The sequence below is a fragment of the Psychromicrobium lacuslunae genome, from assembly GCF_000950575.1.
GTDB classification, from domain to species: domain Bacteria; phylum Actinomycetota; class Actinomycetes; order Actinomycetales; family Micrococcaceae; genus Renibacterium; species Renibacterium lacuslunae.
Map to the genome: position 1 here is coordinate 1839127 of NZ_CP011005.1, position 20951 is coordinate 1860077.

At 59.8% G+C, this 20951-nt stretch carries 23 protein-coding genes; 9 read left to right on the top strand and 14 right to left on the bottom strand.

What is annotated here, in order from left to right:
• Positions 1-2 precede the first annotated feature (2 nt).
• Together UM93_RS08535 and UM93_RS17120 are read right to left on the bottom strand one after the other, a co-directional pair.
• Positions 3-1127, bottom strand: a complete 1125-nt coding sequence (locus UM93_RS08535; RefSeq protein ID WP_045074999.1) for a heme/hemin ABC transporter substrate-binding protein — start codon at positions 1125-1127, stop codon at positions 3-5.
• Entirely contained in the window at positions 1114-2883 is a 1770-nt protein-coding gene (locus UM93_RS17120; RefSeq protein ID WP_052663692.1) for an HtaA domain-containing protein, read from the bottom strand. The genes UM93_RS08535 and UM93_RS17120 overlap by 14 nt, the downstream gene beginning before the upstream one ends.
• A 109-nt stretch (positions 2884-2992) precedes the next feature.
• On the opposite strand from UM93_RS17120, the gene UM93_RS08545 reads away from it, so the two are divergent.
• Positions 2993-3643, top strand: coding sequence for a biliverdin-producing heme oxygenase (locus UM93_RS08545; protein WP_052663693.1), 651 nt, complete (start codon positions 2993-2995; stop codon positions 3641-3643).
• A gap of 7 nt (positions 3644-3650) precedes the next feature.
• On the opposite strand, the gene UM93_RS08550 is transcribed toward UM93_RS08545, so the two are convergent.
• Positions 3651-4496 (bottom strand): PHP domain-containing protein, encoded by an 846-nt coding sequence (locus tag UM93_RS08550; protein WP_045075003.1) that lies wholly within the window; start codon positions 4494-4496, stop codon positions 3651-3653.
• Positions 4497-4629: 133 nt separating this feature from the next.
• Between UM93_RS08550 and UM93_RS08555 the strand changes: the two genes are divergently transcribed.
• Positions 4630-6192 carry an aminopeptidase P family protein gene (locus UM93_RS08555; protein WP_045075004.1) on the top strand — a complete coding sequence of 521 codons (1563 nt, stop codon included), beginning with the start codon at positions 4630-4632 and terminating at the stop codon, positions 6190-6192.
• 154 nt (positions 6193-6346) lie between these two features.
• Here the strand turns inward: UM93_RS08555 and UM93_RS08560 are convergent, their stop codons facing one another.
• The 3 genes from UM93_RS08560 to UM93_RS08570 all read right to left on the bottom strand — a co-directional run bounded on the left by UM93_RS08560 (position 6347) and on the right by UM93_RS08570 (position 8385).
• Positions 6347-6898, bottom strand: a complete 552-nt coding sequence (locus UM93_RS08560; protein ID WP_045075006.1) for an AAA family ATPase — start codon at positions 6896-6898, stop codon at positions 6347-6349.
• A gap of 122 nt (positions 6899-7020) precedes the next feature.
• Positions 7021-7899, bottom strand: coding sequence for a YflT domain-containing protein (locus UM93_RS08565; RefSeq protein ID WP_234399273.1), 879 nt, complete (start codon positions 7897-7899; stop codon positions 7021-7023).
• Positions 7900-8010: 111 nt separating this feature from the next.
• A complete protein-coding gene (locus UM93_RS08570; protein ID WP_045075007.1) occupies positions 8011-8385 on the bottom strand; it encodes a hypothetical protein in 375 nt (124 codons plus the stop codon).
• 51 nt (positions 8386-8436) lie between these two features.
• Here UM93_RS08570 and UM93_RS08575 point away from each other — a divergent pair, with 51 nt between their 5' ends.
• The 3 genes from UM93_RS08575 to UM93_RS08585 are packed head-to-tail and all read left to right on the top strand — an operon-like array spanning position 8437 to position 11481.
• Positions 8437-9717 carry a magnesium transporter MgtE N-terminal domain-containing protein gene (locus UM93_RS08575; protein ID WP_045075009.1) on the top strand — a complete coding sequence of 427 codons (1281 nt, stop codon included), beginning with the start codon at positions 8437-8439 and terminating at the stop codon, positions 9715-9717.
• The gene (locus tag UM93_RS08580; protein WP_045075011.1) at positions 9710-10354 is read left to right on the top strand and encodes a DUF1003 domain-containing protein; all 645 of its coding nucleotides are present in this window, start codon (positions 9710-9712) and stop codon (positions 10352-10354) included. Before UM93_RS08575 ends, UM93_RS08580 begins: the two co-directional genes overlap by 8 nt.
• Complete coding sequence (locus tag UM93_RS08585) at positions 10351-11481, top strand: Mrp/NBP35 family ATP-binding protein (protein WP_045075012.1); 1131 nt, start codon at positions 10351-10353, stop codon at positions 11479-11481. The genes UM93_RS08580 and UM93_RS08585 overlap by 4 nt, the downstream gene beginning before the upstream one ends.
• A gap of 83 nt (positions 11482-11564) precedes the next feature.
• Here UM93_RS08585 and UM93_RS08590 read toward each other — a convergent pair whose 3' ends face one another.
• Genes UM93_RS08590 through sigE form a run of 3 tightly spaced genes read right to left on the bottom strand, consistent with a single transcriptional unit; the run spans position 11565 to position 12947 of the window.
• Complete coding sequence (locus UM93_RS08590; RefSeq protein ID WP_045075014.1) at positions 11565-11951, bottom strand: twin-arginine translocase TatA/TatE family subunit; 387 nt, start codon at positions 11949-11951, stop codon at positions 11565-11567.
• Positions 11952-11986: 35 nt separating this feature from the next.
• The gene (locus tag UM93_RS08595; protein ID WP_045075015.1) at positions 11987-12328 is read right to left on the bottom strand and encodes a hypothetical protein; all 342 of its coding nucleotides are present in this window, start codon (positions 12326-12328) and stop codon (positions 11987-11989) included.
• A 13-nt stretch (positions 12329-12341) separates the two neighbouring features.
• Positions 12342-12947 (bottom strand): RNA polymerase sigma factor SigE, encoded by a 606-nt coding sequence (sigE, locus tag UM93_RS08600; RefSeq protein ID WP_045075017.1) that lies wholly within the window; start codon positions 12945-12947, stop codon positions 12342-12344.
• A gap of 154 nt (positions 12948-13101) precedes the next feature.
• On the opposite strand from sigE, the gene UM93_RS08605 reads away from it, so the two are divergent.
• The gene (locus UM93_RS08605) at positions 13102-13734 is read left to right on the top strand and encodes an O-methyltransferase (protein WP_045075018.1); all 633 of its coding nucleotides are present in this window, start codon (positions 13102-13104) and stop codon (positions 13732-13734) included.
• A 76-nt stretch (positions 13735-13810) separates the two neighbouring features.
• Entirely contained in the window at positions 13811-15418 is a 1608-nt protein-coding gene (locus UM93_RS08610) for a S53 family peptidase (protein ID WP_045075020.1), read from the top strand.
• A gap of 22 nt (positions 15419-15440) precedes the next feature.
• On the opposite strand, the gene UM93_RS17465 is transcribed toward UM93_RS08610, so the two are convergent.
• The 5 genes from UM93_RS17465 to UM93_RS08630 form a co-directional block, all read right to left on the bottom strand.
• Entirely contained in the window at positions 15441-15608 is a 168-nt protein-coding gene (locus UM93_RS17465) for a DUF3117 domain-containing protein (protein ID WP_082057069.1), read from the bottom strand.
• Between the two features lie 155 nt (positions 15609-15763).
• Positions 15764-17032, bottom strand: coding sequence for a hypothetical protein (locus tag UM93_RS08615; RefSeq protein ID WP_234399274.1), 1269 nt, complete (start codon positions 17030-17032; stop codon positions 15764-15766).
• Positions 17019-17609: a DNA-3-methyladenine glycosylase I gene (locus UM93_RS08620; RefSeq protein ID WP_082057070.1), complete on the bottom strand. Its 591-nt coding sequence runs from the start codon at positions 17607-17609 to the stop codon at positions 17019-17021. Before UM93_RS08620 ends, UM93_RS08615 begins: the two co-directional genes overlap by 14 nt.
• Positions 17606-18169, bottom strand: a complete 564-nt coding sequence (locus tag UM93_RS08625) for a DivIVA domain-containing protein (protein WP_082057071.1) — start codon at positions 18167-18169, stop codon at positions 17606-17608. Before UM93_RS08625 ends, UM93_RS08620 begins: the two co-directional genes overlap by 4 nt.
• A 52-nt stretch (positions 18170-18221) precedes the next feature.
• Positions 18222-18968, bottom strand: coding sequence for an LOG family protein (locus UM93_RS08630; RefSeq protein ID WP_045075021.1), 747 nt, complete (start codon positions 18966-18968; stop codon positions 18222-18224).
• 166 nt (positions 18969-19134) lie between these two features.
• Here UM93_RS08630 and UM93_RS08635 point away from each other — a divergent pair, with 166 nt between their 5' ends.
• Both UM93_RS08635 and UM93_RS08640 read left to right on the top strand, forming a co-directional pair.
• Positions 19135-19887: an amino acid ABC transporter ATP-binding protein gene (locus tag UM93_RS08635; protein ID WP_045075023.1), complete on the top strand. Its 753-nt coding sequence runs from the start codon at positions 19135-19137 to the stop codon at positions 19885-19887.
• A 60-nt stretch (positions 19888-19947) separates the two neighbouring features.
• Positions 19948-20847 (top strand): glutamate ABC transporter substrate-binding protein, encoded by a 900-nt coding sequence (locus UM93_RS08640; RefSeq protein ID WP_045075026.1) that lies wholly within the window; start codon positions 19948-19950, stop codon positions 20845-20847.
• The last annotated feature ends 104 nt before the right edge of the window (positions 20848-20951 follow it).

Sequence of the window (20951 nt, forward strand, 5' to 3'; positions counted from 1 at the left end):
GCTTAGCCCTGGGCCGTTCCGAGCAGACCCTTCGGGTCGTAAATAGCCTTTGCCAAGCTACGCAACACGGCCGGGAAATTCGGACCAAACGACAGGATCTGACCGTCAGCCATGTCTACCACCCGGCGAGCCGCTCCGGCCGGAGTCTCAGCCACGCCGGGTCTTTTCAAAAGTCCATCTATTCCCCCGGTCGATTCCAGGCCGGAGGTCATCATCAGGAAGACCTGGGGTGAGAGCGCGGCCAGTGCTTCACTATTCGCCGGTTTGACGTCCTTTATTCCCACTTTGCTGGCAACGTCCACGCCGCCCAGCTGCTGGATCAGATCATCGGCTCCGGAGCCAGCGCCCAGGATGAAGAACACCCCGGCCTTGCCTCGGACGTAGAGGAAGGCGATCGCGGGTCTCTTCGCGGCGTCCTGCGGCACCAATTTCTTAAGGTAATCCTGCGTCGCGGCCAGCTCAGCAGCGACCCTTTTATTCAACTCGACGGCGGCCTCCGGTAGACCGAGCGCCTGGCCGACAGCGGTGATCCCCGGAGCCATTAAGTCGATTGAACGATCCGGGTCAAAATTCACCACGGTTACTCCGCTCGAACGGATCTGCTCAAGCACTTCCGGCGGACCAATGGTGGAATCGATGAGCAGCAGGCTGGGCTTGAGCTGCAAAATCGCTTCTGCGTTGAGCTCGTGACCGTTCTGAGTCACTATTGGCAGGCCGCTGAGTGACTTATTGGTATTCGAGACGGTTCGGCCGACCAGCTTGTCACCCAAGCCAAGGGCAATAACGGTATCGGCAATAGTGCCGTAAAGATCCAGGGCCAGGATTCTGCTGGTATCACTGACGGTGACCCGCTGCTTGTTGAAGTCGGTCACCGTGGCGGGCAGCTTCTGTTGGTGTTTCCCCGGTATCGGTTCGACGTCGGCGACGCTGCTGGCGGTACTGCGCCCCTGCAAAGTGCGAGGATCAGGTAATTGTACGGACGAGGCCTCCGCCGAGCTGCTCTGCTGTGTCGCTGACGACGGCGTGACTGGCTGCGGGTTGGCCGCTGAGCAAGCGGCCAACCCTAGAAACAGCGCGACAGCGGCAATGCCCGCTGCCAGCCGGTGCCCGGTATTAGTGCGAGGCACGACGACGCGTTGCTGCCAGTGCTACCGCACCTGCCAGCAGCAGGAAAGCTGCCGAGCCAGCGAGCAGAGCAAGGCCATCGGCACCGGTATTAGCCAGTTTTCCGGTCACCGAGGCGGCAGAGACCGAACCACCTTGAGCAGCGATGCCCAAAGCTTGGCAGTCAGCCGCTGCCCCCAACTGCACGGAGAGGGCGACCGGATCGAGTGCGGTGCCAGCTGCGTAGAAACCCGCAAAAGCGGTAGCACCGGCGGCCGTGAGAGTAGCCGGAGCTGCTGCTACGCTCACGCTATGAGCGTTCGCGGACAGTCCGGAGAGGTCAAGAGTGGCGAACTCGACGGCAGCGCTCTGAGTTTTCTTCCCCGACATATCGGAGGAAATCACGTCAGCGATCAACACGCCAGCAGTGGCTGAGGTTTGCGAGATCCGCAGCTTGCTAATGGTCAGATCCAGCACTCCGCCGTGTCCGGTGAAATGGACTCCACCGGCAAAACCGTAGTTTCCGGTGTTCGTAGCGGGGTCAAAAATTCCGTTCGTGGCATTGAAAGAGAAGGCGCTGCCGTTGTAGCTGGCATCGTTCAGGGTCCAGTTACCCTTGGCGATACCGCTGCGGATGTAGCTGCGGAACGACGATTTAATCCCCCAGTTCAAGGAACCGGTGGACAGCTGCCGCACGGTGCACTGCGCTGCTTCTTGTGGCTGCAGAGCCGTCGAGGCGCTGGCCGTGGCCTGCTTGGTTTCGGCAATCGTGGTCGGAGCTGGCTTAGTTGCTGTGCCGGGCTGCGGCTTGCTGGTCGGCTGCGGTTTGACGGTGGGCTGCGGAGTCGGGATAACGGTTGGCTTCGGTGTTACCGCAGCCGCGTACTTCAGGTTAGTCGCGGTGTTCTGCGACTTATCGCTCATCCCTTGGCCGTGTGCTTTGGAGGTGTAAACAGCCCAGGCAGTGCTGGCTTTCGCCGGAACCTGAATCTTCACCGAGAATGATCCATCGGCATTCATCGGCGCGGTCCGGCCCTGGGCGGTAGAGCCGTCAGCGAGCCCAGGAGCCAGGAAAACGGTATTCGCCATGCTGATCTTGCCAATGCCGAAACCCTCATACAAACCAGCCAGCCCTTGCTCACCGAGAGCTAGGTAAATTCCCGGCGTCGTCGAGAACCCCGAACCGGTCACCGTCACCTGGCCGCCAGCGGCCGGGATCTCGGTGGCCTTGACGCTCGGCGTCGCGGCTTTCAGTGCTACCTCCGGCTTAGCAGCCGGGGTGCTGGTGGCCGACGGAGCGGCGACCGCAGTCGCGTACTTCAGATTAGTCACGGTGTTCTGCGATTTATCAGTTGCGCCCTGGCCGTGAGCCTTGGAGGTGTAAACAGCCCAGGCGGTGCTGGCTTTCGCCGGAACCTGAATCTTCACCGAGAATGATCCATCGGCATTCATTGGAGCGGTTCGACCGCGGTCCGTGTTGCCATCCACTTGACCCGGGGCGATGAAAACGGTATTCGCCATGGTGATTTTCCCGGTGCCGAAACCTTCATACAGGCCTGGCAGCCCCTGCTCACCGAGAGCCAGGTAAATCCCGGGCGTCGTCGAGAACCCTGAGCCGGTCACCGTCACCTGGCCGCCAGCGGCCGGAATGTCAGTGACCGTCACGGTTGGGTTGCCAGCAGCGCTGGCGCTTGGCGCAAAGCCAAGACTCAAAATGACGAGCAGTGCCGCCAGCGCTAGGGCTGGCAGGCGAATCGCCGTGTTACGAATGGCGCGCATTAAGAATCCTTCACTAGTTGTTCATTAGGTAAGCCTTAATTAGGTTAGCCTCGCCTTACTATTTAAGCTATTCTCTGTGATGTACCCCTCAAACGACAGTGGAGTTTCTGTGACCAGCCAACCCCAGCTTGCCGATCTGATGCGCGAATCCAGTCAGACGGACCACCAAGAAGCCGAAGACAGTTCCTTTATCGCTGAGCTGATGACGGGGAAGCTGAGTTTGCTGCACTACCAAGCTTTGCTAGCGCAATACGCCTATCTCTATGCCGCGCTTGATAGTTGCGCAACCGAGCTGCGGAGCGCGGGCCACTTCAGTGCCTTACTCGATGCCAGACTGGAGCGAAGCGCCCTCATGCTGGCTGATCTTGCTGCGCTCGGAGCCAGCACGGCGGGGCCTTTGCCGAGCATGGTGAGGTATGTGGAACGGATTCGAAACGTCTCAACACAACAGCCACACCGCTACCTGGCTCATCATTATGTGCGATTCCTGGGCGATCTCTCCGGCGGCCAAATTCTTGCCAGAAAAATCCAGCAACACTACGGTGCCGGGGAGCGAGAACTGACAGCCTGGGATTTTACGGCCCTGGGCAAGCTCAAACCCTATAAGGATCGATACCGCGGCGCCCTGAACGAGCTACAGCTGACCTCGACTCAGGTGAACGAAGTCCTTGACGAAGTTCGGCGCGCCTTTGGCTTCAATAAGGAGCTATTCCAAGAACTCTCCACCAGCACCCCCGACCCAGCCTTACTCTCCCACTAGCAGTAACTCAGCGGATCACCGAGCAGCCACTGGCCTGCGCTTCGATCCGTTCGAGCGCTTCCGGGCTGGTCAAGTTCTCGCCCAGACGATTGGGCTTACCGGTGCCGTGATAATCGGATGATCCGGTAACGATCAGGTCGTGCCGCCGGGCGAGATCCCGCAGAAACGCTTTACCGGCCTCAGGGTTATCCCGATGATCTATTTCCACCCCGGCTAAGCCCGCCTGAATCATTTCCTCAAAAACTTCCTCGGCCACCACCCGTCCGCGTGCGGAAGCCATCGGGTGCGCGAAGACCGGCACTCCACCGGCCTGACGGACCAGGGTGACCGCAAGGACTGGGTTTGGCGCATAATGTGAGACCCAGTATTTGCTACGAGCGGTCAGGATCGAGGCAAAAGCCTCCGAACGATCGGCAACTACACCGGCGGCAATCAGCGCGTCAGCAATATGCGGCCGGCCGACCGTTGCCCCGGGAGAGACATGTAGCGAAACATCGTCCCAGTTCAGCGGATAATCCTCGGAGAGCCTTTCGACCATCCGCTCGGCCCTACTAAGTCGCGCTTGCCGCGATTTAGTGATCTCCTCCAGCAGTCCGGGGTGCTCCGGGTCGTGCAGATAGCTCAGCAGGTGCACAGTGATGCCCTGCTCGGTACGGCAGGAGATTTCCATCCCGGGCACTAGGCCGATGCCGATTTCCTGCGCCCGGTTGGTCGCTTCCCGCCAACCCCCAGTGGAATCGTGATCGGTCAACGCCACCATATCTAACCCGGCCACCTGAGCAGCGTCTACTAATGCGGCCGGGGCTTCAGTGCCATCGGAGACATTCGAATGCGCGTGTAAATCGATCCTCACCTACCCAGCCTATGCCGCCGCACCGAAATAACCGGCCACCGGCAGAGCGATTGCGTTCCTCGCGGCGGCATCTCGCCATTGCAATACGACGGTTCGACTGGCGGCCTCCGGCACGCAGTGGCAGGATTGACTCGTGACGCAGACCCCAGAAAATTCAGAACAGCCCATCGAAGACCGGGTTAATAACCGGTCACTACGCCCCGACTCGGATGCCTTCCGATCATTCATGAGCGCCAACTGGGCGCAGTCGAGCCAAGAACTACCCGCCCAAGCAGCGGTAGCTGAACACGCGGCCCGCCGCCGCAAGGCAATTAGTGAGCAGTTCAAAGGCGAACGACTCGTTATCCCGGCCGGGCCGCTCAAGGTCCGGTCCAACGACACCGACTACATGTATCGGCCGCATTCTGCCTTCGCGCACCTGACCGGCCTTGGCGTGGACCATGAACCCGACGCTATTCTGGTTCTGGAACCGGTCGATGAAGGTAGTGGCGATGACGGTGGGCACCACCAAGCCACGCTTTATTTCCGACCGATGGCTGGCCGCGATTCCAAGGAGTTCTACTCCGATGCACGTTCCGGTGAGTTCTGGATCGGCAAGCGCCCGACGCTGGCCGAGCTACGCGCCGAGCTCGCTCTGCCGACCGCTGATCTTGCCGAAGCTGAAGTGGCCCTGACCAAGAACGTCGGTGCTGCGGAAATCGGCGGCGTACAGGTGCGTTTAGTCCGTGATGTCGATCCTCAGTTGGACGCCCTCATTGACACCGCCCGGATCAATACCGCGCTCAACCCAGAAACCGCTGACCTCAGCCAAGCTGATGCCCAGGACGCCAAGCTCGCCGAGGCGCTCTCTGAGCTTCGGCTGGTGAAGGATGACTGGGAGGTCGAGCAGCTGGAAATCGCGGTAGCGGCCACCATTGAAGGTTTCGCCGAGGTGGTCCGGGCGCTGCCGCGCGCCATCACTCATCATCGTGGCGAGCGCGTGGTAGAAGGCGCCTTCGCTGCCCGTGCCCGCGAGGAGGGCAACGGCCTGGGCTATGAGACCATTGCCGCCGCCGGTGACCACGCCACCACTCTGCACTGGATTACCAATAACGGCCAGGTGAAGTCAGGCGAGCTGCTGCTGCTCGACGCTGGCGTGGAAGCCGACTCGCTCTACACCGCTGATATCACCCGCACGCTACCGGTCAACGGCACTTTCACAGAGACTCAGCGCAAGGTGTATCAGGCCGTGCTGGATGCTTCCGATGCCGCCTTCAAGGCGGCCAAGCCGGGCGTGAAGTTCCGCGAAATCCACGGTGCCGCGATGACGGTCTTAGCTGACCGGCTCGCGCTGTGGGGGCTGCTGCCGGTCTCTGCCGAAGAGGCTCTGACTCCCGAGGGCCAGCAGCATCGTCGTTGGATGCCACACGGTACCAGCCACCACCTGGGCCTCGATGTGCATGATTGCGCGCAGGCCCGTGCCGAGCTGTACCTGGACGGCATCCTCGAAGAGGGCATGGTCTTCACCATCGAGCCAGGCCTCTACTTCAAGGCCGACGACCTGGCAGTACCGGAAGAGTACCGCGGCATCGGCGTCCGGATTGAGGACGATGTGCTGGTCACCGCTGACGGGAATCGTAACCTCAGTTCCGCCCTCCCGCGCAGCCCGGAGGACGTGGAATCCTGGATGGCCGGTATCTACGAGAACCAAGGCTAGCCTGAGCCTTCTCCCCCACCTTCCATCCTCTGCACCCCGCACCCTCTGCACCCGCGAGTTCGTTACTAAGTCTCGGATTCGCTAGTAATTACTAGCGAATCCGAGAGGAAACCACGAACTCGCGGGGTGTGGTGTTGAGGGAGGGGTGCAGTGTTTAGAGCGGCAGCAGATGCGTGCGGCGATCGATGAGTCCGGCGAGCGCGGCGACGCTCTGCTCCACGTTCTGCCCGGTGGTATCGATAGCGTGCCCTTCCAACTCGCCCAAGGAAGAGAATTGCTCTATGAGTGAGCGAATCGGCGCCGGATCAATCAACGCACCTGTCTCGGTGCGTGCTGTGGCCCGTGCCAAGGTGACCTCTGGGCTCGGTCGTAGCACCAGGTAGTGCAGCTCTAGTTGGCTCTCACGCGCGTTGTCGATCAAGGGTCGCAGCGCCCAGGGTCCGAGCACTCCGTCGCAGAACACCTGATAACCACCGGCGGCATAGCCAAACGCTGCCTTTGCCAGGATTCGCAGCACCAGTTGATTCTGCTGATCTGACTCCTCGAGGTAAGGCGGGATAAAACCGCCAACGATGAAATGCCAGAAATCATCGGTATGCAGATGCACGCTGGGCGAGGCAGCCTCGCTGAGTCGCCGTGAAATCGTCGATTTCCCGGAACCTGGCGGTCCGCTAATGATCGCTACCGAACCGCCATTCCTCGTCATCGTTTCCTGTCTTCTGCTTCGCCAAAACTCTCCTGCTTACGCCCGCGAGTTCGTTACTAAGTCTCGGATTCGCCAGTAATTACTAACGAATCCGAGACTTATCCGCGAACTCGCGGGGGGACTTAGCGGGTGGGCTGCTCGGGGTCGGTGCGCTCGTCTGGGCCGGACGCCTCGGCAGAGGGTGAGACCCCGGACGACGACGCAGGAGCAGGAACAGGAGCTCCACTGGGGGTTGCGGCTGGCTGAGTCGGCTCCAGACGAACCCCGTATTGCGGGCGGCCGTCCGGCAAATCAGCATAGCTACCAGGCTTCACGCCGCTAACACCTGCCACCGGTTGAGATGCTTGCGGATCAGCGGACTGCGAGTCAGCAGCGGGCTGCCCGTATGGATCAGCCCAGCCCTCGGGTCGCTGCGGCGCGGCCGACTGATCAGGCAGGTTCGACTGTCCAGCCTGAGGCGGCCGGTAAGCGGTCGGCGCGGGGTAGCTGGGGGTTGTCGGGCGAGAGCCCATGGGCAAATTCTGCAATAGCCGTCGCGCTTCTGCGGAAGCCTCCCGGGCCACGATCACATCATAGTTCGAAGCCAACACCTGCGAGGTCGAGGTGAAATCGCGCTTACCGCGCTGAGCGGCATAGGTCACAATACCGAACAGCATCCAAAACGCTGCTCCCAGCACCATGGCAATCGGGATGGAAAGCAATGCACCGCCCGGGCTGCTGCCGATAAAGGACAATAGCAGCCCCACGAAAAGGCCAAACCAAGCGCCAGTCATTGCACCGTTGAGCGCCACCCGCGGATAGCTGAGCTTGCCGGTGACGCGTTCCACCATTTTCAGGTCGTTGCCCACAATGGATACCAGTTGAACCGGGAACTGCTGGTCCGCCAGATAGTCCACCGCTTTCTGTGCATCCAGGTAGGAAACATAGCTCCCCACAGTGTCGCCATCAGGGACGCTGCGTGGGTCTGCAAGAGCACGGGCCGATCCAAAAAGGTTTGACATACTTCCATTCTGACGCATCAGGACGGGAAAGACGCCGAAGTATCGCTCCGGGTGAACCCGTGAATGCCCTGTGCCGATCGGCACTCCGCTACATTCGACTCGGCGTCGAACTCACTTCCGCAGCAACTGCGAGAGGTCGGCAGCGTGATTGATTCCATCCAGGCCAAGCCACAGCGAAAGATAAAGCACGCATCCAATAGGAATCAGTAATAGCAGCGCGAGCAGCGAAGTCATCGAACGTCGTGGCTTTTTGAGCGCCGCTATTAGCGCTGCCAGAACGGCCAGGACAGCCAAAGAAACGGCGATAGCGGTTGACCATTGCCGCTTCGGGACTTCCTCCAGATAATAAGCCGCACCAAAGTCGTCCGGGTCAAAGTCGAAAGTGCTAATGCCCACCCAGAGCAGCCCAAGAAAGGCCAGCCCAAGCAGTATCAAGGCGATGCCTAACCAGCCGGTATCGGTCCATGGTTTACGCCTAGCGGTCATCTGCCAAGGCTACTGTTTCACCCGCGGCCCCGAAAACAGTAGCCTTGAGGGGTGAGTACAAATCCAACCCGCGTTTTCGTGGCGCGCCTGATCGGCCTGGACGTCTTCGACCCCTTTGGCGACCGATTAGGCCGATTGCGCGATGTTGTGGTGCACTCACGTGGACACAACGCTCCGCATGCGGTCGGCATCGTGGTCGAGGTGACCGGTAAGCGCCGGGTTTTCGTGCCAATGACCAGGCTCACCTCGATGGATCAAACTCAGATTATCTCCACCGGGCTGGTCAATCTGCGCCGCTTCGAACAACGCGGCGCCGAGCAACTCGTGGTCGGCGAACTCTTCGACCGCAAAGTTACCCTCACCGATGGCTCCGGCACCGCAATCGTGGAAGATGTCGCCCTGGACCAGGGCCGCAGCGGCGACTGGCTGGTCAGCAAACTCTTTGTCCGGCGCGGCGACTCGGCCTCCCGGCTGCGTCGGCTGCGTCGTGGTCACACCGTACTGATCGACTGGGATGAGGCAATTCACGATTCGCAGCACGAGCCGCAAGGGGCCAGCCAGCTGGTGGCCAGCTATGAGGACCTCAAGCCCGCCGACTTTGCCGATGCGCTGCAGGAAATGAGCGATAAACGACGCTTCGAGGTGGCCTCAGAACTGCAGGACGAGCGACTCGCCGACGTGCTGCAGGAGCTTCCCGAGGATGATCAGGTTCAGTTGCTCTCCTCGCTCGATAATGAACGCGCCGCCGATGTGCTGGAAGAGATGGACCCGGACGACGCCGCCGATCTGCTCGCCGACCTGCCCAGTGCTAAGGCTGAAGAGTTGCTGCTGCTGATGGAGCCTGAAGAGGCCGACGATGTGCGACGCTTACTGCAGTACGACGAGGACACCGCTGGCGGTTTGATGACCCCGGTGCCCGTTATCCTCCCTCCAGAAGCGACAGTCGCCGAAGCTCTGGCACACGTTCGCAGTGAAGAGCTTTCCCCCGCCCTGGCCTCAGCAATCTTTGTTTGCCGTCCGCCGCTAGAAACCCCTACCGGCCGGTTTCTCGGCGTAGTGCACATCCAGCAATTGCTGCGCAGCGCACCGCCGGAACAGCTCGGCAGTTTGGTCGATAAGAACCTGGAACCGGTCTCCGATCAGGCCGGAGTGGGGGACGTCTCACACGTCATGGCGTCCTACAACTTGGTATCCTTGCCGGTGGTCAACGACACCGGTCGGCTGGTCGGGGCGGTGACAGTCGATGACCTCCTTGACCATTTGTTACCCGACGATTGGCGTGCTCACGAAGACGGTGAGCCCTTGAAAAAACTAGGAGGCAGAGTTGGCTGAGAAAACCGCTGAACGGCAACGTCAGCAAAGCGGACTGGACACCCCGCTGGAACTACGTTCCAGACTCTTCCCCCGGTTCTCCCCCGATCCGGACTCCTTCGGTCGGCTCACCGAAGGCTTCGCCCGTTTCATGGGTACGCCACAATTTTTGCTCTATATGACGCTGTTCTGTGCTGCCTGGCTAGGCTGGAATACGCTGGCCCCGGAAGCCTGGCAGTTCGATCCGCGCGCACTGAACTTCACCCTGCTGACCCTGATCCTGTCGCTGCAGGCCTCCTACGCGGCACCGCTATTGCTGCTCGCCCAAAACCGTCAGGACGACCGCGACCGGGTTGCCATCGAACAAGATCGTCAGACCGCAGCCCGCAACCTGGCCGACACTGAGTATCTAACTCGGGAACTGGCCGCGCTGCGGATCGCCTTGCGTGAGGTGGCAACCAGGGACTTTGTGCGTTCGGAATTGAAATCTCTGCTGGAAGATCTGATCGTGGCAAACGACTCGGACGACGGAGAGCTAGAGAAACGTGAAAAGTCACGAGATTCCAAGGGATCACCGAAAACTCAAGCCATCCCCAAAGTCACAGCCAGCAAGGCCAAGGAGCAAAAGCCCAGCACCCAGCCACCGTCCTCCTCATGAGCGTAGAGCAGGCTGGTACTAGCCAAGCCACGCTACGGGCCGCGCTGGCTACCGTGATTGATCCCGAGTTACGCTTGCCCATCACTGAAGTCGGCATGCTGGAAGATGTCCAGATTGACGACGCCGGCCTGGTCACGGTCAAAGTACTGCTCACCATTGAGGGCTGCCCACTGCGGGACACTATTGTGCGCGATGCCTCCGCGGCCCTGCACGCAGTTGATGGCGTGAAAGACGTTGAGGTGCTGCTCGGCGTGATGACTCCCGAACAGCGTGCGGAGCTCAAAGAACGTCTCAGACCGCAGCGTGGAATTCCTTTCAACCAACCCGATTCATTGACTCGGATCTACGCCGTGGCGAGTGGGAAGGGCGGCGTCGGTAAATCCTCAGTGACTGTGAACTTGGCCTGCGCGATGGCTGCGCAGGGCCTCAAAGTCGGCATTGTCGATGCCGATATTTATGGCTTCTCAGTGCCGGGCCTGATGAATTTGAGTGTTCAGCCGACCAAGGTTGACGAGATGATCCTGCCGCCGGTCGCTTACGGCGTGAAAGTCATCTCGATCGGCATGTTCGTGGCGGGTAATCAGCCGGTGGCTTGGCGGGGTCCGATGCTGCACCGGGCTTTGGAACAGTTCCTTACCGACGTCTATTTCGGGGATTTGGATGCGCTCTTCCTCGACCTACCGCCGGGCACCGGAGATATTGCCATCTCGGTGGCCCAATTGCTCCCCCGGGCAGAAATCTTGGTGGTCACCACACCGCAATCGGCAGCAGCTGATGTGGCTGAGCGGGCCGGGGCGATTGCTCTGCAGACTCAGCAAAAAGTGGTGGGTGTGGTGGAGAATATGTCTTGGCTAGAGCAAGCGGACGGCAGTAGGCTCGAGCTATTCGGCAGCGGCGGCGGGAAACTACTGGCTAGCCGGCTCACCCAGACAGTAGCAGCAGAGGTGCCCTTGCTGGGCCAGATTCCGCTTGATATTGCGCTCCGTGAGGGCGGCGACGCGGGAGCGCCGATAGTGCTTTCCCAGCCGGATTCTGCCGCTGGTGTGTCGCTATTACAGATTGCTGAGAAGCTCTCCAAACGGCCACGTGGTCTGGCCGGCCTCAAATTGGGCGTGGAACCCGTCTAAGCTTCCAAAGGCCTTGCTGTGCCCGAGCTCCCATGACCCAGCTTTCCCAGCCGGAGCAGCCTCGCCTAGGTCGGAGAGAGTTGCTAGGTCGCCTCGGAGTCCCAGGGCGCTTTCTGGCCGCTGCTCAGGCGCACCGGTTCACGCAGTGGAGTCGCCGGGGGCGCAGGAGCGGCCATCGCCACCTCTTCTGGTCCGCCAGCTGAAATCTGTTTTGGCTCGTCATCGAGCAGCGCTTCGCGGATAATTCGGCGCGGATCGTATTGCCGAGGATCCAGTTTCTGCCAATCAATGGTGCTCAGGTCAACGCCTGATTCTTCCTTCAACTGATCGCGAGCACCGCTGGCCATCCGGCGAGCTTCCTTGACGAAGTTCCGGAACTTCTGAGCGTATTCGGGCAGCCTTTTGGGACCGATCACTAATACGGCGATAATGCCGAGGATCAGAAACTCGTAGCCATTGATGTTAAACATATCTAGAGATAGATTACCTGTTCCCGGTCAGCCCGCTAGCCCAAAACTCGATGTACACCGCGAAAAAAGCAGGAAACAGGGTCAATGGAGTCGATGGAATTCGCTCCCTGTTCATCTGCTGCATGATTTATCGCACTCTCCCCGTGCCAGGAGGCGGAACGAGCCGCATGATCGGCGGGTAGGCCAATAAAGTAGACCCCGGTCAACAGCAAACCCGCCGCAGCAGCAATCGCAAAGATCACCGGCAAGGGACGTACTCGAGGCGAAGCACGATAAGGCAATGTCAGCGCCTCGCTGCAGTTGGTCTGCAGGGCTTCGGTGCGTCGCAGAATGCGAGCCGCCAGTTCCCGCTGTTCGGCTTCAGAAAACTCCGGCATGCCTTAGCGCCGCTTAGTGAAGTCCGGCGATTCGCGGAATCTTCAGCTTGGGCAACTTGGCGCCCAAAGAACGTGGGGCCCGGTGGGCTAGCGATTCACGCAGCATGGTCCTGCCGCGGTGAATCCGGGAACGTACCGTACCAAGCTTCACGCCGAGCGCCTCAGCCACTTCGTCGTAGGAAAGTCCCTCAAGATCGCAGAGCACGACGGCAGCGCGGAAGTCCGGTGGCAAGGCATCAAGCGCCTGCTGAATATCCAGGTCCAGATTATTGAATTCGAAGCTACGCTCGGGACCAGGGTCACGGCCGGGCAACCGGGATTCGGCGTCTTCTGCCAGCGCATCGAACCGAATCCGGGACTTGCGTCGGGCCTGGTCAAGGAAGAGGTTAGTGGTGATCCGGTGCAGCCAGCCGTCCAGCGTGCCGGGAGTAAAGTTGGCGAGTGATCTGAACACCCGGACAAAGACTTCCTGGGTGAGATCCTCGGCATCGTATTTATTACCGGTCAGCCGATAAGCGAGCCGGAAGACCTTGGCGGAGTGGTTTTGCACCACTTCCTCCCAACTGGGCATGACCCAGTCGGCAGCCGCCTCTGCCAGGTTTTCAACACTTGCGGTCATGAAACCCACCCCCTGAACAAGTAAGCATTCATCATGACAGATCTGACTGTAAGTTTGCTGTGTTCGCGGGTCCATTTAGCGCAGAGCATAAGAACCTTCGGGTCCCTCAGTCCCGATCGGGTGTTCGCCGCGGTTTCACAGTAGGCTTGAGGCCATGAGTGCCGACAAAACTACCAGCTGGTCCTACACCGAGGGACTGCCCGTTGAGGACGAAACCCTGCTGCGTGCCCGGGAGCGCTCACACGAGCTGGGAGTTTCGGCTATTGGCGCAGCGACTGGCGCGCTGCTCAGTGTTTTGGCAGCCAGCTCCAAGGCCCAGACCGCTGTAGAAATCGGCGCCGGAGCGGGTGTCTCCGGGGTGTATTTGTTGCGCGGCTTAGCTAAGCACGCAGTGCTGACCAGCATTGACGGCGATATCGAACATCTGCGGGCTGCCAAAGAGTCCTTTGCCGAGGCCGGTTTTCCGGCGAACCGCACCCGCACCATCAGTGGACGGGCCGCCGATGTACTGCCCCGATTGACCGACGCAGCCTACGACCTGGTGTTCATCAACGCTGATAAACCGGCCTACCCGCTCTACCTTGAACAAGCCGTCCGGCTACTCAAGTCCGGCGGTTTGCTGATCATTAACGATGCTCTCGACCAAGATCGCGTGGCCGAGCCAGCGATCCGCGAAGCCAGCACAGTGGTGTTACGCCAGGTGGGCAAGGCTATCAGGGAGAACGAGCAATTGATCTCGACTCTGCTGCCGACCGGCGCAGGAGTACTGGTCGCTGTCAAACGCTAAGTCGTTACCAAGGTCTCACTAGCTGTTACTAACGCTGGCCCTAGCAGCTGTCAGTGCCGGGTGATAAACCTGATTCATGAAGCACTCAGATGAAATCCAGCACAATCTCGCAAAGCTCACCCTGGTTCCGCTACCTGGAAGTTCGAAACCCGCCGCGAGCGGCTTCTCAGCTGCCGCGGCGCAAAGCGTGGCCTCGGAGGTCAATGTTGAGGCGACGCTGATCTTGCGTCGTCGCGCAGAACCGAGGGCTGAAGATTTTTCCCAGCCGCACAGTAAGGCAGAGTTGACCGAAAAGTATGGGGCCGCCGAAACCGATCTCGACTTGGTCAAGGCCACCCTGAGCGGCTTAGGCCTGAGCGTGATGTCCTCCGACGCAGCGAGTCGGCGAGTGCGAATCAGCGGTTCCGCTGACTTAATGGGACGCATCTTCGGCACCGACCTGCAGAGCCATCGGGAACCCGATGCGACGGGTAGCGAAGTGACCTTTCGACACCGAAGCGGCGAGCTCTCCGTCCCCGAACAGCTTTCCGGGGTGGTCACCGCAGTTCTTGGCCTGGACGACCGGCCACAATCGCGTACACTCTTCCGTTTCGTGCCCGCCGCCGCTCGCACCACTAGCTATACCCCGGTACAGCTCGGCTCGATTTACGGCTTCCCCGAGGAGTTCGATGGTTCGGGTCAACAGATCGCCATTATTGAACTCGGCGGCGGTTTCGTCCAGGCCGACCTTGACAGCTACTTTCATGATCTTGGTCTGCCGACCCCGAGCGTGCGAGCTATCGGCGTCGACGGTGGCGGGAATCAGCCTGATGGGAATCCGAATGGACCCGATGGTGAGGTGATGCTCGATATCGAGGTGGCTGGCGCGTTGGCACCCGGCGCCGAAATACTCGTTTATTTCGCACCGAACACCGATGCTGGTTTCGTTGACGCAGTGAGCGCCGCGGCACATGCCAAGCCGGCTCCAGCGGCGATCAGCATTTCCTGGGGGCAGAGCGAAGACGGCTGGACCGCGCAGGCCCGAACTGCCTTTGACCAGGCACTCGCGGATGCCGCGCTGCTCGGCGTCACGGTGACCGCAGCAGCCGGAGATGATGGCTCAACTGATCGCGCCCCGGATGGTAAGTCTCATGTGGATTTCCCGGCTTCCAGCCCGCATGCTCTGGCCTGTGGGGGAACTCGGCTCGAAGCCAATCCCGCCAATGGTGAGGTCTCGGCCGAAACCGTATGGAACAACGGCCCGGGCGCTGGCGCGACCGGCGGTGGCGTCAGCAGGGCTTTTGACCTTCCGAGCTGGCAACAAATCGCCGGGGTGCCCCTCGCCGAGGAAAAAGCCGGACGTGGGGTGCCAGACGTGGCTGCCGTCGCCGATCCGGAAACTGGTTATCTGGTCAGGGTTGACGGGAAAAATACCGTGATCGGCGGAACCAGTGCGGTTTCTCCGCTGTGGGCTGCGCTGGTTGCCCGGCTGGTGCAGGCTAAAGGGCAGGGGCTCGGCCTGCTACAGCCACAGCTTTACCCGGAAAGCGGTGTCGGAAAGGTACCGCCGGGCTTCCGGGACATTGTCTCCGGCAGTAACGGAGCCTTTCAGGCCAGCCCCGGCTGGGACGCCTGCACAGGGCTGGGTGTTCCGCGAGGAACTGAACTGCTGACTCGTCTGGTCAGCAAAAATCAGGCGGACTGAACCGACCTGAGCTGAGGGCTGCTTATTCGGTGACGCCGAGTAGGCAGTCCTTGAGACGACCAGCCTCGTCGGCATTCAGCTCAACTACCAGACGGCCGCCACCTTCTAAGGGAACACGCATAATCAGGCTGCGTCCCTCCTTCGTGACCTCCATTGGACCGTCACCGGTTCTGGGCTTCATGGCCGCCATCAGGTAAACCCCTTTACAAGTTGCTCAAGCGAATGATCGCTGAATTTTATTATCTCGCAGATCACACTCCGGGGCCAATTGCCGAACTCTTAACCGGACAGCTTCGAGCAGCCTACGGTGACCTCGAACACCAATTTGAGGCGCATCTCCGCTGCTTAAGGCGGGTAGTCTCCACCGCCTGGCAGCTGCGCCCAGGCCCACAGCCAGACCACCCAAACGACCTGCAACAGCAGGAAACAGATAGTGACAGCGATCCGGAAAGCTCTCGATCGGGAAATAAAGGCGGTCGCCAAGGCAAAGGGGAACAGCGGCAGCATTAACCGGAAGGTGCTAGTTTGTGGGTGCAGCACCGCGAAAAGGTAAACCAGGTAGGCCAGACACCAGAGCCGCATATCCAAACCAATTCGGCGCACCGCCTGGGAGTTGTAGTAGAGCACAAAGCCAATGATGAGCAGCACCAGGGCGAGAGCGCCGAGCACCGGACCCAATAATTGATCCGCTGACTGTAACCATGGCTGGAAGAGCACAAGTGAACCACCGCCACGCCAGACCGCTTCGGTGTCCGTATAAGCACTCATCTGGCCGGTGACCAACCAGGCAATCAGAGGCCAAGCGAAGGCGGCCACCCCACTCACCAGTAGCAGCAATAAGCCCGTCAGGCGCTGGGAGGCCGGGAAATCGTCGAGGCGATAACTGAACCGCCGACTCGGCAGGAAGCGCACGAGCAAGTGCAGGAAGAAGAACAGCGCAAAGGCCACTCCCACCGGACGGGAGAGCGCACTGAGCAAGACCACAGGGATCGCCAAAAGATAACGATGTTTGATCACCAAATAGAGCGCCGCGGCAAGAAAAAAAAGATTGAGCGACTCAGCGTAAGGCACTTGCAGGATGGGTGAAATGGGAAAGGTCAGCAGGAAAACCATCGCCCAGCTTGCGGTAACCGTGCTGGCGAACAACCGGAATAACCGGTAAATCATCAGGCTGGCCGCTAGACCAGCGAGGGTGGCTACCAACGGCGCCACTATCCCCCAGCCCAGTCCGGTCAGCATCGATATTCCTCTGACCAGCAGTGGGAAGAGCGGGTAGAAGGCCCAGTTATTCTCCGCCGTGCTGCCATCCGCCGATTGCGGCAGCTGCTGCGGGTAGAGATTATCGAAGATGCGGTGGTACCACTCGCTGTCCCAGATATTGATGAAATCTAGATAGCCGGGAGCGGCAGGGAACCAGGGGTTGGGGCCTTGATGCAGCGCCGCTGCGCTGAAAATGAAAAAGCTGATCAGCCGAGTGACTAGATAAAGCAGCCCGATCCTGAGCCACCAGGGCGTGGCGAGCAGCGACTTCGCCGCGTTTCGCAGCCAATCTGACAGCAGCAAATTAGGCCGGAAAGGTGGGCGCACTAGCTGCCGTCGCTCAGAGCTCGGCACGAACCCAGCAGTCTTCCTGATGGTCATTGACCAGGCCGATCGCTTGCATCATGGCATAGCTAGTTGTGGGTCCGACAAATCGAAAACCGAGTTTCTTCAGTCTTTTGGCCAAGGCCGCCGATTCGAGGGTGCTCGCAGGCACCGGCGTTCCCGCTGGTCTGGGTGCGGGTCGGTGATCTTGCAGCAACGACCCGAGTGTCACCCCGTTGGGAAGGTTCAGAATCGCTTGCGCATTATTGATCGTTGCGTTGATCTTCAGAGTATTGCGAACGATTCCTGCATCGTTCATTAAGCGGTTGACGTCCGCGGCGTCAAAAACGGCGACTTTGGCCGGGTCAAAGTCGGCAAAGGCCGCCCGGAAGGCTTCACGTTTGCGCAAAATGGTGAGCCAGCTCAGGCCTGATTGAAAGGCCTCAAGACTGAGCCGCTCAAATAATTCATGTTCCCCGTGCACCGGCCTACCCCACTCAAAATCGTGGTAGTTCTGGTATAGCTCACTGCCCTGCAAGCCAGGCCAAGCACACCGTATTTTCTGGTCGGGGGCGGCCGACTTCTCGGCTGATACCGGATCGTTCATGCTCTTTCCTCCGCGGCAGTTTCTTCTGGGGCAGTTTCCTCCGGGGCCGTGTGCAGCAGCACCTCACTATCCAGCGCAGTTTCCGAAACCAGTGCGGCTTCCGAAGCCTGCCGGGTTTCCGTGGCGCGATGCTGCGCTGCCAAGGTCTCGGTGTGAGGCCCATCCTCGGCAGTCTGCGCAACGACCGGCTGCTCGCCCTGAGTCTCAAGCGGCGTCTGCAGTTGATGGTTTAGCTCAGCGATGTGCTGCTCTTTTACTTTCAACTCGGCCGCGAGCTGATCCAAGACCTGATCGACCTGATCCATCCGATAGCCACGCAAACCCAGTGAGAAGCGAACTCGGTCGACGTCCTCTGGGGCTGGATGCTCGGGCAGCAACACCGGTGGCAGGTTCGGCACCGGCGCCGCCAGACCATCGTCCAAAAACGCGGATCCCAGCGACGGATTGGCCGGGTCAACGGAGGTGGCAGCACGCCCGGTTTCTCGACGTCGCTGGCCGATCAGGAAGAAAGCGGTAGCGCCAACTACCAGCACAGCCACAAAGACCAGTAAGTACGTCACATCACTATCCTGACAGACTGCCTCGGATTTTGACGTGTTCGCGGTTCTGACATCAGACACCCTCAGCGAGTCTTTGCACTGCCTCCTCTGGCGTGTCCACCACTGAGATAATGTTCAGATCTCCTTCGGAGACTAAGCCGTCGGCCACCAGAGTGTTCTTGATCCAGTCCACCATCGGCCCCCAGAACTCCCTCCCGATCAGCACGATCGGGAACGACGTCACCTTATGCGTTTGCACCAGCACCATTGCTTCAAAGAGCTCATCGAGAGTACCGAGCCCGCCCGGCAGCACGATGAAGCCCTGGGCGTACTTCACAAACATCGTCTTCCGGGCAAAGAAATACCGGAAATTCACCCCAAGGTCTACCCATTGGTTCATGCCTTGCTCGAAGGGCAGTTCAATACCGAGGCCAACAGATAGTCCCTTGGCCTCCACGGCTCCCTTATTTGCGGCTTCCATCGAGCCAGGCCCGCCGCCGGTGATCACCGCAAACCCGGCCGCCACCAGGCGCCTTCCGACCTCGACTCCCATCTCGTAAAAGGCGCTGCCGGGTTTGGTGCGCGCCGAGCCAAAGACGCTCACCGCCGGGCCAATATTGGCCAGGGCTCCGAAGCCTTCAACAAACTCTGCCTGGATTCTGAGCACCCGCCAGGGATCGGTGCTGGTGAAGTCGCCCGGGGAGCGCGTATCAAGCAGGTGCTGGTCCGCTGTTGACCCTTCGGCTAAACCTCGTCGGAGTTCCACCGGACCACGATGTCGGGAGGGCACTGTCAGGTTTTTATCGGTTGGCGAGCTCATGGATTTAGGCTACGGCAACCGGCTAGCAAGGTTGGGGATTGGCGAACAAATCTGAGAGTATGACTGCGGTCACACCTTGGTCACGATCGGATCCATTTTCAAATACTTGCTGAATAACAGGAAAACATTAGGTAGGTTCTATACATGGTATTGAGTAGGTTTTGTGATGAGTAGTCAAAATGCTGCCCCTCTGGTGGAGTTGAAGGCAGTCAATAAGCACTATGGTGCACTGCACGTGCTTCAAGAGATCAATCTGAGCGTCGCCAAAGGCGAGGTAGTGGTGGTGATCGGCCCCTCTGGCTCAGGTAAGTCAACGCTCTGCCGCGCCATTAACCGGCTGGAAACCATCGATGATGGCGAGATTCGCATTGACGGGAATCTGTTGCCGCAAGAGGGCAAGCAATTAGCGAAGCTGCGGGCCGAGGTTGGCATGGTGTTCCAATCGTTCAACCTTTTCGCGCACAAAACCATTCTGGAGAACGTCACCTTGGGCCCGATCAAGGTCAAGGGCGTGTCCAAGGATGCCGCCGAGAAAGAGGCGATGGCGCTGCTGGAACGCGTCGGGGTGGGCGCCCAAGCAGCAAAACTTCCTGCCCAGCTCTCCGGCGGGCAGCAGCAGCGAGTCGCGATCGCACGAGCGCTCGCGATGAAGCCCAAGGTGATCCTGTTCGACGAGCCAACCTCGGCTCTCGACCCGGAAATGATCAACGAAGTTCTCGATGTCATGGTGGGGCTGGCACACGAGGGCATGACGATGATTGTGGTCACCCACGAAATGGGGTTCGCCCGCAAGGCGGCTGACCGGGTGGTCTTCATGGCTGATGGACAGATCGTCGAGGACGCTGAGCCAGAGACTTTCTTCACCCAGCCCAAGAGCGACCGAGCCAAGGACTTCCTGTCGAAGATCCTGACCCACTAGCTCCTAGCACAAGCCCCTGCCAACTAGTCCTGACAAAACTCGCACTATTGAAAGGCAATCATGAGATTCACTAAAAAAGCTGGCGTCTTCGGCGCCACCGCGCTGGCCGCAGCACTAGCGCTGACCGCGTGTGGTCAGAGCGGTTCGCCCAACGGTGGCAATGCCTCTGCTGGCCCCTCCCCTGAATACAAGGTCGCGTCGGATGTAAAACTCGACAGTAGCCCGACCTGGACCAAGGCCAATAAGGCCGGCAAGCTGGTCATCGGGGTGAAATTTGATCAGCCTGGCCTTGGCAATAAGAAGGCTGGCGCCGATAAGCCTGAAGGCTTCGATATTGAGATCGCCAAGTCTGTTGCGGCTGGCCTCGGCTTCAAACCCGAGCAGATCGAATTCAAGGAAACCGTCTCCAAGAACCGCGAACCGTTCCTGCAGAACGGCACAGTCGATCTGGTGGTGGCGACTTACACCATTAACGATGCCCGCAAGAAGGTCGTCGATTTTGCTGGCCCGTACTACATCGCTGGCCAGGATCTGCTGGTGAAGAAAGATAGCACCATCACCGGCCCCGACGATTTGAAGGGCAAAAAGGTCTGCTCGGTTGATGGCTCAACCCCTGCCCAGCGAATCACCGAAAAGTATCCGGACGCTCAACTGGTCACCTATGACACCTACTCAAAGTGCGTAGACAACCTCAATAGTGGCAGCGTGGATGCTGTCACTACCGATGACGCGATTCTGCGTGGCTACGCAGCTCAGTCTTCGGGCGCGCTCAAGGTTGTTGGCAAGCCGTTCTCTCAGGAGCCCTACGGAATCGGCCTAGCCAAGGGCGATACTGCGCTGCGCACCGCCATCAATGACAGCCTAGAGAAGCTCGAATCTGACGGAACCTGGAAGAAGGCCTTCGAGTACACGCTCGGGAGTTCCGAAGGGATAACCATTCCCAAGCCGGATCGCTACTAATTAGCCACTTGTTCAGCTGCTGTTGGTGCTCGCGCGAAACCGTGAGCACCAACAGCAGCTGAACTGGCTGATTCGAAAGTTTTCAGTCCATGGAGAAAGGCTCC

Coding starts and splice junctions, on each gene's coding strand:
- UM93_RS17120 (WP_052663692.1), bottom strand. CDS start 2,883: ATGCGCGCCATTCGTAACACGGCGATTCGCCTGCCAGCCCTAGCGCTG.
- UM93_RS08595 (WP_045075015.1), bottom strand. CDS start 12,328: ATGCCGGAGTTTTCTGAAGCCGAACAGCGGGAACTGGCGGCTCGCATT.
- UM93_RS08570 (WP_045075007.1), bottom strand. CDS start 8,385: ATGACCGCTAGGCGTAAACCATGGACCGATACCGGCTGGTTAGGCATC.
- UM93_RS08585 (WP_045075012.1), top strand. CDS start 10,351: ATGAGCGTAGAGCAGGCTGGTACTAGCCAAGCCACGCTACGGGCCGCG.
- UM93_RS17465 (WP_082057069.1), bottom strand. CDS start 15,608: ATGGCGGCCATGAAGCCCAGAACCGGTGACGGTCCAATGGAGGTCACG.
- UM93_RS08630 (WP_045075021.1), bottom strand. CDS start 18,968: ATGAGCTCGCCAACCGATAAAAACCTGACAGTGCCCTCCCGACATCGT.
- UM93_RS08565 (WP_234399273.1), bottom strand. CDS start 7,899: ATGTCAAACCTTTTTGGATCGGCCCGTGCTCTTGCAGACCCACGCAGC.
- UM93_RS08560 (WP_045075006.1), bottom strand. CDS start 6,898: ATGACGAGGAATGGCGGTTCGGTAGCGATCATTAGCGGACCGCCAGGT.
- sigE (WP_045075017.1), bottom strand. CDS start 12,947: ATGACCGCAAGTGTTGAAAACCTGGCAGAGGCGGCTGCCGACTGGGTC.
- UM93_RS08590 (WP_045075014.1), bottom strand. CDS start 11,951: ATGTTTAACATCAATGGCTACGAGTTTCTGATCCTCGGCATTATCGCC.
- UM93_RS08620 (WP_082057070.1), bottom strand. CDS start 17,609: ATGAACGATCCGGTATCAGCCGAGAAGTCGGCCGCCCCCGACCAGAAA.
- UM93_RS08610 (WP_045075020.1), top strand. CDS start 13,811: ATGAAGCACTCAGATGAAATCCAGCACAATCTCGCAAAGCTCACCCTG.
- UM93_RS08640 (WP_045075026.1), top strand. CDS start 19,948: ATGAGATTCACTAAAAAAGCTGGCGTCTTCGGCGCCACCGCGCTGGCC.
- UM93_RS08605 (WP_045075018.1), top strand. CDS start 13,102: ATGAGTGCCGACAAAACTACCAGCTGGTCCTACACCGAGGGACTGCCC.
- UM93_RS08635 (WP_045075023.1), top strand. CDS start 19,135: ATGAGTAGTCAAAATGCTGCCCCTCTGGTGGAGTTGAAGGCAGTCAAT.